General features: G+C 59.9%; 13 protein-coding genes and 1 riboswitch. Of the genes, 11 read left to right on the top strand and 2 right to left on the bottom strand.

What is annotated here, in order from left to right; all coding sequences use genetic code 11:
• Positions 1-2 precede the first annotated feature (2 nt).
• Positions 3-1,061, bottom strand: a complete 1,059-nt coding sequence (cobT, locus tag ASQ50_RS09780; protein ID WP_058092264.1) for a nicotinate-nucleotide--dimethylbenzimidazole phosphoribosyltransferase — start codon at positions 1,059-1,061, stop codon at positions 3-5.
• 114 nt (positions 1,062-1,175) lie between these two features.
• Between cobT and cbiB the strand changes: the two genes are divergently transcribed.
• From cbiB to ASQ50_RS09730, 10 genes are all read left to right on the top strand, one after another.
• Positions 1,176-2,135 (top strand): adenosylcobinamide-phosphate synthase CbiB, encoded by a 960-nt coding sequence (cbiB, locus tag ASQ50_RS09775; protein WP_058092265.1) that lies wholly within the window; start codon positions 1,176-1,178, stop codon positions 2,133-2,135.
• The gene (gene cobD, locus ASQ50_RS09770; RefSeq protein ID WP_058092266.1) at positions 2,132-3,196 is read left to right on the top strand and encodes a threonine-phosphate decarboxylase CobD; all 1,065 of its coding nucleotides are present in this window, start codon (positions 2,132-2,134) and stop codon (positions 3,194-3,196) included. Before cbiB ends, cobD begins: the two co-directional genes overlap by 4 nt.
• Positions 3,197-3,224: 28 nt before the next feature.
• Positions 3,225-3,429, top strand: a riboswitch (cobalamin riboswitch).
• A 156-nt stretch (positions 3,430-3,585) separates the two neighbouring features.
• Positions 3,586-5,415 carry a TonB-dependent receptor domain-containing protein gene (locus ASQ50_RS09765; protein WP_058092267.1) on the top strand — a complete coding sequence of 610 codons (1,830 nt, stop codon included), beginning with the start codon at positions 3,586-3,588 and terminating at the stop codon, positions 5,413-5,415.
• Between the two features lie 68 nt (positions 5,416-5,483).
• Entirely contained in the window at positions 5,484-6,335 is an 852-nt protein-coding gene (locus tag ASQ50_RS09760; protein WP_058092281.1) for a cobalamin-binding protein, read from the top strand.
• 69 nt (positions 6,336-6,404) lie between these two features.
• Positions 6,405-7,319, top strand: coding sequence for a FecCD family ABC transporter permease (locus ASQ50_RS09755; protein ID WP_058092282.1), 915 nt, complete (start codon positions 6,405-6,407; stop codon positions 7,317-7,319).
• A gap of 23 nt (positions 7,320-7,342) precedes the next feature.
• Positions 7,343-8,113 (top strand): ABC transporter ATP-binding protein, encoded by a 771-nt coding sequence (locus tag ASQ50_RS09750; RefSeq protein ID WP_058092283.1) that lies wholly within the window; start codon positions 7,343-7,345, stop codon positions 8,111-8,113.
• Positions 8,114-8,202: 89 nt separating this feature from the next.
• Positions 8,203-8,814 (top strand): cob(I)yrinic acid a,c-diamide adenosyltransferase, encoded by a 612-nt coding sequence (gene cobO / locus ASQ50_RS09745; RefSeq protein WP_058092268.1) that lies wholly within the window; start codon positions 8,203-8,205, stop codon positions 8,812-8,814.
• Positions 8,815-10,284 (top strand): cobyric acid synthase, encoded by a 1,470-nt coding sequence (locus ASQ50_RS09740; RefSeq protein ID WP_058092269.1) that lies wholly within the window; start codon positions 8,815-8,817, stop codon positions 10,282-10,284.
• Positions 10,281-10,982, top strand: coding sequence for a 5,6-dimethylbenzimidazole synthase (bluB, locus tag ASQ50_RS09735; RefSeq protein WP_058092270.1), 702 nt, complete (start codon positions 10,281-10,283; stop codon positions 10,980-10,982). The genes ASQ50_RS09740 and bluB overlap by 4 nt, the downstream gene beginning before the upstream one ends.
• A gap of 91 nt (positions 10,983-11,073) precedes the next feature.
• Positions 11,074-11,742 carry a DNA-3-methyladenine glycosylase I gene (locus ASQ50_RS09730; protein ID WP_058092271.1) on the top strand — a complete coding sequence of 223 codons (669 nt, stop codon included), beginning with the start codon at positions 11,074-11,076 and terminating at the stop codon, positions 11,740-11,742.
• Between the two features lie 8 nt (positions 11,743-11,750).
• On the opposite strand, the gene cobS is transcribed toward ASQ50_RS09730, so the two are convergent.
• Positions 11,751-12,512 carry an adenosylcobinamide-GDP ribazoletransferase gene (gene cobS, locus ASQ50_RS09725; RefSeq protein ID WP_058092272.1) on the bottom strand — a complete coding sequence of 254 codons (762 nt, stop codon included), beginning with the start codon at positions 12,510-12,512 and terminating at the stop codon, positions 11,751-11,753.
• Between the two features lie 149 nt (positions 12,513-12,661).
• Between cobS and ASQ50_RS09720 the strand changes: the two genes are divergently transcribed.
• Positions 12,662-14,176: a diguanylate cyclase gene (locus tag ASQ50_RS09720; protein WP_058092273.1), complete on the top strand. Its 1,515-nt coding sequence runs from the start codon at positions 12,662-12,664 to the stop codon at positions 14,174-14,176.
• Positions 14,177-14,178 lie beyond the last annotated feature (2 nt).

Genomic DNA, 14,178 nt, shown 5'->3' with positions numbered 1-14,178 from the left:
TTCTACTCCCTGGATTTTCCGCTGACGCCGGCGTCCGCAAAGCTGGCCATGTGGTTATGCAGTGCGCAGGCGGCCCGAAGCAAAGGTACGGCAACGGCGGCGCCGCTGCCTTCGCCCAGACGCATGCCCAGGTCCAGCAGCGGAGTGCCATCAAGCGCGTTGAGCACCGCGTCGTGGCCGGGCTCGGCCGACCGGTGCGCAAACATGAGCCAATCACGCGCTCCGGGTTGCTGTTGAACCGCCACAAGCGCGGCGGCCGAGACGATAAAACCATCCACCAATACCGGGATCTTGCGGGCTGCGCAGCCGAGGATGGCACCGGTCAACGCCGCAATCTCGAAGCCCCCGAGGGACGTCAGCACAGACAATGGGGTGCGGTCGTCGCCATGCCGGGCCAATGCTTTGGATACCACCCGGGCTTTGCGAGTGACCCCCTCGCTGTCAAGGCCGGTGCCCGGCCCGACGAGCCTCTCGGGTGGCAGGCCCAGCAATGCGCAGGCGAGTGCGGCGGCACTGGTGGTGTTGCCGATGCCCATGTCGCCACCGATGAACAGCCGACATCCGGCGTTGGCCGACCGCTCGGCTGCCTGGTCGCCACTGGTCAGTGCAGCGGCTACCTGGCCGGGGTCAAGGGCGGGCGCTTTGGCCAAATTGGCGGTGCTGGGGGCAATCATCTGGTGAATGACGCCGGGGAGCTCTGGCACCTCGCCGACTGTCCCGAGGTTAACGACTTCCAGGCTGGCACCGAGTTCCCTGGCCATAACGCTGATGGCCGCGCCGCCGCCGGCGAAGTTGGCAATCATCTGGGCGGTGACCTCCTGGGGAAAGGCGGAAACACCTTCAGCACATACGCCATGATCACCGGCAAACACCACCATGCGGACAGGATCAACGGTTGGCCTGTCTGTGCCGTTCAGGGCCGCCAGGGTAATCGCCAGCTGCTCCAGTCGCCCGAGAGAGCCTGGTGGTTTGGTCAGAACCTGCTGTCGCGCTGCGGCAAGTGCGGCGTGTTGGGCTGAGGGGGCGGGGGGCGGTGCTAGCCAGCTTTGAGGCAGGGCCATGACGATGATTCCTTGTGGGCGGAAAACCGAGGATGGTCTTACCGGGAGGCGAAGGTGTCAAGATCAGGCCCCACTCGGTTAGACTTTCCAACATTTGATTCATGGAGCCCACATTTGGAAACGTTTCTGGTTGCGGTGTTGGTGTGTGTCGCGGCGGTTGCACTGGACTGGTTGGTTGGTGAACCGCGCCGGTGGCACCCTCTGGCAGGCTTTGGCCGTTGGGCCTCGGTGGCAGAAGCTGGCCTGAATGGCCAGCCGCAGGCCGCCGCAAGGAGCCTGTGCCTGGGTGCGCTGGCAACCGCGATCGTCGTCACGCCGGTGCTGGCACTGGCTGTAGCACTGCAATTCTGGCTGGGCGGCTGGCTATGGTTGGTGGCTCAAGTGGCGGGCGTATGGCTCGCAATGTCGTTACGGGGGCTGGCGGAACATGGCCGGGCAGTGTCCATTGCGCTGAATGCGGGCGACGGTGACCAAGCCAGGAAAGCGGTGGGGTGGATTGTCAGCCGGGATGCAGCGGCGCTGTCCGACGAGGGGGTGGCCGCGGCTGCCTCGGAATCCATGCTGGAGAATGGTGCCGATGCGGTGTTCTCAAGTCTGTTCTGGTACCTGCTTGCCGGGCTGCCGGGTGTGGTTTTGCACCGATTGATCAATACCCTGGACGCCATGTGGGGCTATCGCAACTCCCGATTTCTTTACTTCGGTCGGTTTGCCGCCAGGCTGGATGACCTTATGAACTGGCTGCCTGCCCGGCTGACCGCCCTCACTTATGCGCTGTTGGGAAGTACCCGGGTGGCGATGCGTTGTTGGCGTACCCAGGCAAGAACCTGGGATAGCCCCAATGCCGGGCCAGTGATGTCGGCCGGGGCGGGCGCCCTTGGCGTGACCCTCGGTGGACCGGCGCCCTATGCCAACGGCATCAAGGACCGGCCACTGTTAGGTCGTGGCCCCGGGGCTTCGGCAGCAACAATCGAAGGTGCCATTGCTTTGGTACAGCGCGGGGCAATGCTCTGGTTGTCGGTGCTGTTCGTTCTTGCACTTGCCTGCAGCTGGGTGCTGCCCGGAGGTTCAGGATGACGGCCTTCGACCTTCCTGAATCCCCGGAGCATGGTGGGCGGTTACAGGCTGCAATACAGCGTTGGGGCATTCCCCGCGAGCAATGGCTTGATCTGTCCACCGGCATCAATCCGGTACCCTGGCCGGTTCCGGCCATTCCACCAGAGGTCTGGCAACGACTGCCAGAGCCGGACGATGGGCTGGAGGAGATCATCCGTAGCTGGGCAGGTGCGCCCGAGCGGGCCAGCTGCCTGCCGGTGGCGGGATCCCAGGCGGCGATCATGGCCCTGCCCGCCGTGCGCGCCAGGGTACATGGTCTTGGTCGGGTGGCGGTGCCTGTGCCGGGATATCGCGAGCATGGTCACGCCTGGCGTCGCGCCGGTTTCGAGGTGGTGGCGATACCTGAGCAGGCAACAGATCAAGACGATCTGACCTGGCTGGATTCTGTGGATGTTGTGGTGTGGATACAGCCGAATAATCCGACCGGGCAACTGGTCGATCCGGCCCGTCTTCTGCTATGGCACCAACGATTGCAGGCACGTGGGGGCTGGCTGGTACTTGATCAGGCCTTTGTTGAGGGAGAGCCCGGGTTTGGGTTGGAACCCTGGGCGGGTGCGCCGGGTCTGATACTTCTGCGATCCTTGGGCAAGTTTTTCGGCCTGGCCGGAATGCGCGCTGGGGCTGTGTTGGCTGAACCTGAGCTGACCCGTGCGGTGGCTTTTGAATTGGGCCCCTGGACCGTCAGTGGCCCGGCGCGTTACCTGATGGCAAGAGCTCTGGCTGACAGGGCATGGCAGATAGAGGCGCGGGGCAGGCTGCAGACGTCACGGCTGCGGATGGACGGCCTGCTCAGGACATCTGGCATGCCGGCAGCTACCGGCACGTTGCTGTTTCGCACGCTCCATCACGAAAAGGCAGCACAAATAGCCGACGAGTTGGCCCGTCGTGCCATCCTGGTGCGGTGGTTTGATGAGCCGTCAGCCCTGCGCTTCGGTTTGCCGCCTGATGAGTCCGGGTGGCAACGTCTGGGAAGTGCGTTGTCTGAATTAACATATCTCATTGACCACCCCCACCCCGGTTGATAGTCTTGCCGGCAATTTCAGGTGCTCTGAGCATTCCAACCGGACTGGCGATAGTCCGGCGAATGCAACGAGTGAAACGGGAAGCCGGTGAAAACCCGGCGCTGCCCCCGCAACGGTAATCAGGTGAAAGGCAATCCGATGCGCCACTGTGCCTCTGGCATGGGAAGGTGATTGCCCCGGAGCAACAGCTCCACCTGGGAGCCCGGAGACCGGCCTGGAATGTGGAGCCATGAGTTCCAGACACCTACGTTGCGGAGGGCAGCGGCGGTGGGTGAACCGGCCAATGCAACTGATCGACGCCCCTCCACCCTCCGTCAAAACAGACATTTCTCCTCCGCATGAATCAGTATCAACCGCACGGGTGAGTGCGGTGCGAAGCGAGTGAAGAAATGAAGCGTTCCAAAGTCCTGTCTGCCCTTGTGTTCCTACCGTTTGCCCTACCGGCGGCGGGTTCAGAGTCTGAAACCGACCTGGATACTCTCGAGCCTATTGTTGTAACTGCCACGCTTGGCCCCCGCACGGTGGGCGAAAGCCTGTCTTCGGTGACGGTCATTGAAGAAGAAGCCATCCGTCGTGAGGCGCCTGCCGAATTCACAGATCTGCTGGCGGCGCAGCCGGGCATTGATCTGGTCACCAACGGTTCCTATGGTAAGAACACCAGTGTATTCACCCGCGGCACCGCGAATGATTCCACGGTCTTTCTGGTGGATGGTGTGCGCCTTCGTTCTGCCACCAGCGGTGGCGCGCCCTGGCAGTATTTTCCTGCTGATCTGGTCGAGCGCGTGGAAATCGTCAGGGGGCCCCGCAGTGCACTCTACGGGGCTGACGCGGTAGGCGGTGTCATACAGGCCTTCACACTGGATCCAAAGCACGGCAACCGAGGTTGGGTTGAAACTGGTGCAGGCAACTTCAACACTCAGAAGACCAGTGCTGGGGCATCGGCGACTCATGGCACGACCCGTTTCAGCCTCAGCGGGCTGCACAAGGAAACCGATGGCACCAGAATTGTGAAGGGTGACGAGGACAAAGGCTTTCGCAACACCGCTGGCGTCGGGCGTGTGGTCCATGAATTGCCGAGTGGCGGAGAGGCCAGCTTTGTCATCTTGCAGTCAGAGGGCAACACGGAGTTTGACGGCGGCAACACGGATTTTATGATCAGAACGCTCGGCGTTACATTGAACACACCCGTCAGTGACTATTGGGCGACGTCCATCCAGCTTTCAGAGTCCGCTGACGAGCAGGAGAGCTTCCGCACTGCCGGGGATTCGGTATTCAACACCAAAACCCGAACCGCACGATGGGAAAATACGTTCACCGCCGGCGTGCACGAGCTTGCGGTCGGGGGAGAGCTACAATCCGACGAAGTGAAAAGCACCATCGAGTTCGATGAGAACAGTCGCACCAATGCCGCGTTGTTCACCCAACTGCGCTTGAACTTCGGCCCTTCCGATATTCAGTTGTCATTTCGCGGCGACGACAACGAGGCATACGGTCGACAGGAAACCGGTGGCATTGCCCTTGGCCACTCGTTTGACCGTTCCCATCGGGTGCGGCTGAGTTATGGCACCTCTTTCCGGGCGCCCACGTTCAATGATCTTTACTATCCTTTGGAGATCTTCGATTTCGGTGGCAGTTATGCCGGCAACCCGGATCTCAAGCCGGAGGAAGGCGCGTCCGTGGAGCTGGGGCTTAGCGGTCGTTACCAGAACTGGTACTGGGATGCCGCTCTTTATCAGCTGGACGTAGAGAATCTGATTGAACTACAGAGCATCAACGGGGATCTCCGGCCTGCCAACGTAAGTGAAGCCCGTATTCGTGGGGCGGAGCTGACCTCCGGTCTTCGTGCGAACGGTTGGGATCTTGGGGTCAAGCTCACCTTGATGGATCCGCGAGATCGTGACACGGATAACCGCCTGCGTCGTCGCAGTCACCAATCGCTGCGGGTAGACCTGGACCGCCAAATGGGCGCCTGGAGCCTGGGAGGCACCGCTCTGGCCAGTGGTTACCGCTACGACGATGCGAATAATCAGAATCGGTTACCAGGTTACGTCACCTTCAACCTCCGTGCAGGATGGGAGTTTGCTCCGGACTGGACAGCACGGCTGACGCTTCAGAACGTTACGGATAAGGAATACGCGACGGCAACCCGATTTGATGGTTCAGGCTACCTGGCGGCGGGAACCGCAGGGTTTCTTTCGATTCGCTATGACTTCCGATAAAACTGCATAATCTTGCCGGGGAGGCGCCAGTGGGAAAGCTTAAGGGTGTGAGCATACTGCTCGGCTGGATGCTGCTGGCATCTCCGGCCCTGGCATCCTATGTCTGCGCCACGGATGATCTGGGCGAGGAGATATGCCTGGAACACCCGGCAAAACGCATTGCCGCACTTTCGCCTGGGGCGACAGAACTGGCATGGGCGGCGGGCGCCGGTGATCAGGTAGTTGCCGTGGTGGCTTACAGCGATTATCCCCCGGCAGCCCGAGAGGTCGCTTCAGTGGGTAGCCATACCCGCATGGATATGGAACGGCTGCTGGAGCTGCAGCCGGATCTTGTGATTGGCTGGGTAACCGGGAATCCGACGGAGCAGCTGGTCACACTCAAGAATATGGGCGTCCCGGTGTTCTCCATTGAACCCCGGAGTTTTGAAGCTGTCTCCAACACCATTGAGCGCATCTCCATACTGGCAGGTACTGAAGCAGAAGGCTTTGCAGAGGCGGAGCGATTCCGTCAGGGCATTGCCGACTTGCAGGAGGCGTACGCCAAGGCTGATCCGGTGCCGGTGTTTTACCAGGTTTGGGATGAGCCCCTGATGACGGTCAACAGCCAGCACCTGATCGGTGAAATGATTGAACTTTGCGGTGGTGATAACGTGTTTGGTAAGCTGGACCGGCTAGTGCCGAGGATCAGTGCGGAAGCGGTGATTGCGGCGAATCCCGAGGCCATTCTGGCGGGTGGAATGGGTGAGGAGAATCGCCACTGGCTGGCGCGCTGGCAGGCATTCCCCAGTATCACTGCGACAGAGCGAAACAACCTCTTTTTTATTCCGCCGTCACTGGTTCAGCGACCGACTCCGAGAATGCTTGAGGGAACGCAATTGTTTTGCGAGAAACTGGAGGTGGCCCGTGGCCGACGGCCCTAGTGGAGTAGCCGTGTGATACGCCCGATCACCCTGCCCCTCACCGTTCTAGCCGTAGCCGGGCTGATCGCCATGGTGATGTCGGTCGGTATTGGCAGTGTCGCCATTGCACCTGCGGATGTGCTGTTGGTGTTTCTGGGTGAGGGCTCCAACCTGCACCGTACTCTGATTCTTGAGCTCCGGCTACCCAGAACGCTGTCGGCCTTTGCCACCGGAGGTCTGCTGGCGGTGGCCGGGGCATTGATGCAGGTGCTGCTGCGTAACCCGCTTGCCGATCCCTATGTGTTGGGGCTGTCCGGGGGTGCCGCCGTGGGGGCATTGCTGGCGATGTTGGCGGGGCTCGGCGGCGCGGTTATCTCCGGTTCTGCCTTTGCCGGTGCCATGCTGGCCACCTTGATGGTGTTCGGGCTCGCCCACGGCACCGGCAGCTGGACGCCCTCCCGCCTTTTGCTCACGGGGGTTGTGGTGGCGGCTGGCTGGGGGGCGGTCATTACCTTGATGCTGGCCATCAGCCCGGCCAGAGAGTTGCCGGGCATGTTGTACTGGCTCATGGGCGATGTGTCCTACGCCAGGGCACCCTGGCCGGGGCTTGGCGTGCTGGTGCTGGTCTGTGCGCTGGTGGTGCCTCTTGGCCGCAGTCTGAATGTATTGGCCCGTGGCCCCATGCAGGCTGCTGCCCTGGGGATTTCAGTGCGCCCACTGGAATGGCTGATTTACATACTTGCCAGCCTGCTCACGGCCACGGCGGTGACCATGGCCGGTAGCATAGGCTTTGTAGGGCTGGTGGTCCCGCATATGCTTCGGTTGGTGCTTGGTAACGACCAGCGCCTGATTTTACCGGCCTGTGCGTTAGCCGGTGGCATACTGTTGGTGCTGGCGGATACCCTGGCAAGGGTTGTGATCGCGCCGGAGCAACTGCCGGTGGGTGTGATCACCGCGCTGTTGGGCGTTCCCACTTTCCTGTATCTGTTGTACCGGAGTCGCTGATGTCCGGTAATAAACGCCCCCCAATGCAAGCCTTGAGTACCCGGGAACTGGTCATCGATATTCCTGGCCGGGCCGACGGTTACCCTTTGGATCTGACAATAAAATCAGGTCAGATTTGGGGCGTACTCGGGCCCAACGGTGCCGGCAAGACCACGCTGTTGCACACCCTCGCAGGCCTTCGTTCGCCCCGCGCCGGTGCTTTGTTCCTGAATGATGTGCCTACAGCGAAGCTAAAGCGGCGAGCCCTCTCCCAACAGTTGGGGCTGGTGTTCCAGGACCGACAGGATGGCTTCCCGGCAACGGTACTGGAAACCGCGCTGATCGGGCGTCATCCGTGGCTGGCACCCTGGCAGATGGAAGGGGCAGACGATCTGGCCATGGCCGAGAGATCACTGGAAGCACTGGATGTCCTGCATCTGAAAAACCGCCTGGTCAGCACCTTGTCTGGCGGTGAACGTCAGCGAGTGGCGATTGCCACCCTGATGACTCAGTCGCCTCACACCTGGCTGCTGGATGAACCCACGAATCACCTGGATCTGCACCACCAGGTAGCCGTCATGAAACTGCTCACCGAACGGGCGGCAGCGGGTAACGCCATTTTCATGTGCCTGCACGACCTGAACCTGGCTGCCCGCTGGTGTGATCATATTCTGCTGCTGTACCCCAATGGCGAAGCCTGCTGGGGCCTGGCAGAAAGGATGCTGGTGCCAAATGCTCTGGAACGTTTGTATAACCAGCAACTGGCAACGGTGGAAGTGGATGGCGCGCCTTTCTTCGTGCCAAAACGAGACTAGCTCACAAGTATACCCAGGACAGCGGAGCCGGCCTCCGCTAACCTGGTTTTCCTGATGAATCCAAATGCGTGAACCCAAGGAGAGTCATCATGCGTGAACGCGCCAAAGACCCCGAACGCCATGCCAAACGCATGGCTGCCAAGCAGAAGGTCATGCAGGAGCGCATCGCCCGCGCCCAGAAAGAACAGGGGGTGTTACTTGTGCTGACTGGTCCCGGCAAGGGCAAGAGCAGCTCCGGCTTTGGTATGGTCGCCCGGGCTCTGGGCCATGGTATGAAAGTGGGCATCGTCCAGTTTATCAAGGGCGCCTTCAGCACCGGCGAGGAAGCGTTCTTCCGGGGGCTGCCGAACGTGACCTACCACGTGATGGGACAGGGCTACACCTGGGACACCCAGAATCGGGAACAGGATGTGCAGAGTGCGACTGAAGCGTGGAATATCGCAGCTGATATGCTCAGAGACGACAGCTATGACCTGATTCTGCTGGACGAACTGAATATAGCGCTGAAGTACGACTACATCGACCTGGACCGGGTGCTGGACGACCTTCAGGCCCGGCCGGAGATGCAGCACGTGGTGGTCACCGGCCGTGGTGCGCCCCAGGAACTGATCGACCTCGCCGACACCGTGACCGAAATGGGTGTGGTCAAGCACGCCTTCAAGGATCAGGGCATCAAGGCCCAGAAGGGCGTGGAGCTGTAAATGCCCACTCTGATGGTGCAGGGCACCACCTCGGATGCCGGCAAGACCACGGTGGTGGCGGCCCTGTGCCGCTGGCTGGCGCGTCAGGGCGTGTCGGTGGCGCCGTTTAAACCCCAGAACATGGCCCTGAACAGTGCGGTCACCGTGGATGGTGGGGAAATCGGCCGCTCCACGGCATTGCAGGCGCTGGCCTGTGGTCTGGAGCCCCACAGTGACATGAACCCGGTGTTGCTGAAGCCCCAGAGCGATTGCGGAGCCCAGGTCATCCTGCGGGGGAAGGTTCACGGCAATATGGATGCCCTGGACTACCATGCCTACAAGGCCGAGGCCATGGCCTCCGTGCTGGCCAGTTGGCAGGCCCTGGACGAGCGTTATGATGTGATCATTGCCGAGGGTGCCGGTAGCCCGGCGGAAATCAACCTGCGGGCCAACGACATTGCCAACATGGGCTTCGCCGAGGCCGCCGATTGCCCGGTGCTGTTAGTAGGTGATATCGATAAAGGCGGTGTGTTTGCCCAGTTGGTGGGCACCCTGGCGTTGATCTCCGACAGTGAACAAGCCAGAACGGCCGGATTTATCATCAATCGGTTCCGGGGTGACATTGCGCTGTTGGAGCCCGGGCTGGACTGGCTGGCCGAACACACTGGCAAGCCGGTGTTCGGGGTCTTGCCCTACCTGCACGGGTTGGTGATAGATTCCGAAGACAGTGTCAGTGCCGCCGGTACCAGTGAGGCCGGCGCCTTGAAAGTGGTGGTGCCGGTACTGCCCAGGATCAGCAACCACAATGATTTTGATCCGTTGCGATTGCACCCGGGGGTGGACCTGGTTTTCGTGGGGCCGGATGAGTCCATTCCGCCGGCAGACCTGATTATTCTGCCCGGCAGCAAAAGTACCCGCCACGACCTGCAGTGGCTGAAACAACAGGGCTGGCCCGAGGCCATCCAGAAACACCTGCGCTATGGCGGCAAGCTGCTGGGTATCTGTGGCGGATTCCAGATGCTGGGGCTTCGGGTGGAAGACCCGGACGGGCTGGAAGGCGAAGTTGGCAATACCGAGGGCCTGGCACTGTTCGAGATGGTCACCCGCATGGTGTCGGGTAAGCAGCTCAGACAGGTGACCGGCAGGCTATCCACCGAGGTTGCTGGAAGTGGTGTTAAGGCGACAATGACCGGCTATGAAATGCACAACGGAGTCACCGAAGGCTCAGCGCTGGCCAGGCCTTTTGCGGTGATTGATGGGCGACCGGACGGTGCGGTCAGCGCCGACGGTCAGTTGGTGGGCACCTATGTGCACGGTCTCTTTGATGAGCCTGCGGCCTGCGATGCCATTCTGTGCTGGGCTGGTCTCAATACACAGAGTGCGCAATCAGTGGATTATCAGAGTCACCGTCTGCAGCAACTCGACCGCCTGGCAGATCAGGTGGAACAGTATCTGGACACGGACCGGTTAAGGAGCCTGTTGCAGTTATGAGCAACCAGAACGACCCATTCACGGATGCCCAACGTGAGGGGCTTTACCGGGCCATCTTCGAGCGTCGGGATGTGCGCTCGCAGTTCTTGCCGGATGCCATTCCGGATGAGGTGCTGGGCCGTATTCTGAGGGCAGCCCACCATGCGCCGTCCGTTGGATTCATGCAGCCCTGGGATTTCATCGTTATCGACAGCCCGGCGGTGCGTGAGCAGGTGCTGGCGAGCTTCAATGAGGAAAACACAAAAGCCTCGGAAAACTACACCGGCGAGCGACAGCAAACCTACCGGACACTCAAACTCCAGGGCATTCTGGAGAGTCCCATTAATCTATGCATTACCTGTGACCGTTCCCGCGGCGGGCCCCATGTGCTCGGCCGTAACTCGATCATGGAAATGGATCTGTTCAGCACCTGTCTGTCGGTACAAAACCTGTGGTTGGCGGCGCGAGCAGAGGGTATTGGTGTGGGCTGGGTCAGTATTCTGGATCAGGGAATACTGTCTGACATCCTGCAGCTGCCAGATCACGTATACCCTCTTGCGTATCTGTGCCTGGGGTATGTCAGCGAGTTTCTGGAACAGCCGGAGCTGCAGGCCAAAGGCTGGCGTTCACGGCTTCCGCTGGAAGAGCTGGTGCATGGCAATGGCTGGGGTCAGCCTCTTGAGCATCAGCGTCTGGCAAGTTACCTCGCCGGCAAATGAAGGGCACAGAAAAACAGCACGATCGTTTTCCTCACAGGTCCTGAATTGGGTACGATCAGACTCGATTTGGGGCTTCTGTTCAGGAGGTGAGATGAAGTTTTCCGAGCTCTACCAGCAGGCACTGGCCCGCAAAGGCGGTGAACAGGCCCTGAAATCCATGCTGCCACCGGTCACCGACAAGCAGCGCCTGGCCAAGATCAGCGACGACCGTTACCTTTCCGAGATCACCCGGTGCATTTTCAAGGCTGGGTTTGTCTGGCGGGTGATCGAGAACAAATGGCCGGATTTTGAGGCGGCGTTCGAAGGGTTTGTGCCCGCCTACTGGCAGCAGGTCCAGCCGGAAGTCCTGGAGCGGCTGGCAACGGACGAGCGGATTGTTCGTAATATGCAGAAGATCCGCACGGTTCCGGAGAATGCCCGGATGATCATGGATGCGGCGAAAGATCATGGTAGCTTTGGCCAGTTTCTGGCGCAGTGGCCGTCAACCGATCAGGTGGGGCTGCTGCTGTACCTGAAGCGCAACGGCGAGCGTCTGGGTGGGAATTCCGCCCAGTATTTCCTGCGCCGGGTGGGCTGGGATGGCTTTATCCTGTCTCACGATGTGGTGACCGCACTGACCCGTGCCGGAATTCTGGATGCGTCGCCTGCCAGCAAGAAGGGGCTCACCCAGGCCCAGGAAGCATTTAATCGCTGGCATGAGGAAACCGGGATGCCCATCAGTCAGCTTTCCCGGATCGTGTCATTCACGGTGGATAACTGACCCTTTGTTCACAAAAAAAGCAGAAGGGCCAATTCGCTCAATACCACGCTGGCACCCAAGGCGTCTCCGGTATAGCCGCCCAACTGCTGTTTCAGATACGTGCCCCAGCAGAATGCCGTCAGGATGACGGCAGACAGCGCCCCGGCAAATAATATCGGGTTCCAGTAGGACAGCACGGCCGCGACAACCAGGGTGAACCCAGCCGCAACCAGCAGGCGTTGCAGTGGAAAACCATCGGCAACAGGTTTGGATTTGCTGGTGTCGGGGTCCGTCACATAGTCCAGCATTGCCATCAGGATCAATGGCGTCATTCGGGCGATCGCTGGCGCTACCAGCAGAGCTAGCCAGATGCTGCTGGCCTCTAACAGTAAGGCTACTTTAAGCAGTAAGGCCATTGTCAGAGCTGCCGCACCATAGGTGCCTATTCGGCTGTCTTTCATAATGGCCAACCGCCGTTCAACCGTGTAGCCACCCCCAAGAGCATCAACACTGTCGGCCAGACCATCTTCATGGAATGCACCGGTCAGGAATAGGTGCAGGATAACGACCAGAATGATGCCAACCAGGGGGCTGAAGGCCAGCGTAAGCAGGGCCCAAGAGGATGCATAGATAGCCCCCAGCAACAGCCCCACCAGCGGGAAATACAGGCTGCTCTGGTTCATCAGTCGCTGTGAATACTGGATTTTGACCAGCATGGGAAAACGGGTCAAAAAGCTTACAGCCAGCCAGAAGGCCTGCCACTCAAGCTTGGCTTTTCGGTTTAAACGCACGGAGACACTCCATCAGGCTTGGGTGCGGTATTGTAACGGGTGTGGTCCGGAGGTGCAGGCCATCGCTGACCTTAGATGATCGGATATGTGAGGTCCCTTTCCCGATAAGCTAAACTAACTAAGTAAATGATTGGGGAGACCCGCCGTTTATGCCCAGCAGATCTGATGGTGAGCTGAAAACCGCTATACCTGTATCCTTTTTCCAGAAGCTCGCATCAGGGGTTCCCGGTATTCTTTTTACCTACTGGCTGAGCCCAGACGGTCAGTCCCATCGTTATCCCTATGTCAGTGACCAGGTACAAGACCTGTTCGGCGTTGAGCCTGCCCGGCTTAAAGAAGATGCCGAAGCAGTATTCTCGGTGATTCATCCAGAGGATGCGACCGGGGTGGCGGACAGTATCGTGCACTCGGCGCAGACTTTGGAGCCCTGGCGGTACCGGGCGCGTCTGAGGTTGCTGGATGGCCAGTATCAGTGGTTTGAGGCCCATTCAGTGCCGGAGCGCCAACCCGATGGCAGCACCATCTGGTATGGTCAGTTTCACAACATACAGCACTACAAAGAACTGGAGCAGACCCTTCGGGACAGTGAAGCGGAGTTCCAGTTTCAGGCGGGTTTTCAGAAGCTGATTGCCCGTTTGTCCGGAGAGTTTATCCAACTTGGATTTGGTTCGATCGACGACTGCATTGATGAGTTACTCCGCTCCATTGGTGGTTTTTTTGGCATTGATCGAGCCTATGTCTATCGGTTCTCGCCGGATCACCTGACAATGACCAACACCCACGAATGGTGTGCGCCGGGGGTGGCGTCCCTGATGGCAGATCAGCAAGGTGTGGTGATTCAGGATTTTCAGTGGTGGCAAACGCAAATCAACGCGATGAAACACCAGAACCAGGTGGTTTTTATTGAGGACGTCAATCAGTTGCCGCCCGAGGCCGGCAATGAGCGTGCCCTGTTGGAGGCGCAGGGGGTCAGTTCCATGTTCTGCGTGCCCATCTGGATACGTGGCCAGGTAATGGGCTTTTTTGGCGTTGATTCGTTATCGCAACGGCCTTGGCGGCAGGACATGGCAGACCTTCTGATCATCGTCTCCGGACTTCTGTCTGGTGCTCTTGAGCGCAATCGCCTGGAGGAAGACTTGCTGAACCAGTCGATTCGCGACCCTCTCACCGGCCTTCACAACCGCCGCTACCTAATGCCCAGGCTGGACGAGGTGCTGGCAACCTGCAGCCGCCATGGTGAGCGTTTTTGCCTGGCGATGTTTGACATCGATCACTTTAAACGGATTAACGATAACCTGGGTCACCTGGCCGGGGACCAGGTGTTGGTGCGATTTGCCGAGCTGCTTCTGGCGAACACGCGGAATACCGATGTGGTTTCCCGGTATGGCGGCGAGGAATTTCTCGTGGTTTTCACCGAAATGGCGGATTCGAATGCTCAGCCACTGGTGGAGCGAATCATGCACGCCGTCAGGGCGGAAAAGTTTGTGATTGGCAGCGAGACTTTCGGGATCACCGTAAGCGCGGGTTCTGCCTGTGTGGCGGAGCTTACCGAGGAGCCTGCCAGCCCGCACGCATTGATTGGGCTGGCAGACCAGCGGTTGTACCAGGCCAAACAGGGCGGTCGGGACTGCCTGGTCGATGCATCGGGGTTATCACGCATATAAGA

Source organism: Marinobacter sp. LQ44, from assembly GCF_001447155.2.
Classification (GTDB): domain Bacteria; phylum Pseudomonadota; class Gammaproteobacteria; order Pseudomonadales; family Oleiphilaceae; genus Marinobacter.
Note: the sequence above shows the minus strand (reverse complement) of the source record. Positions and strands in the feature narration are given on the sequence as shown.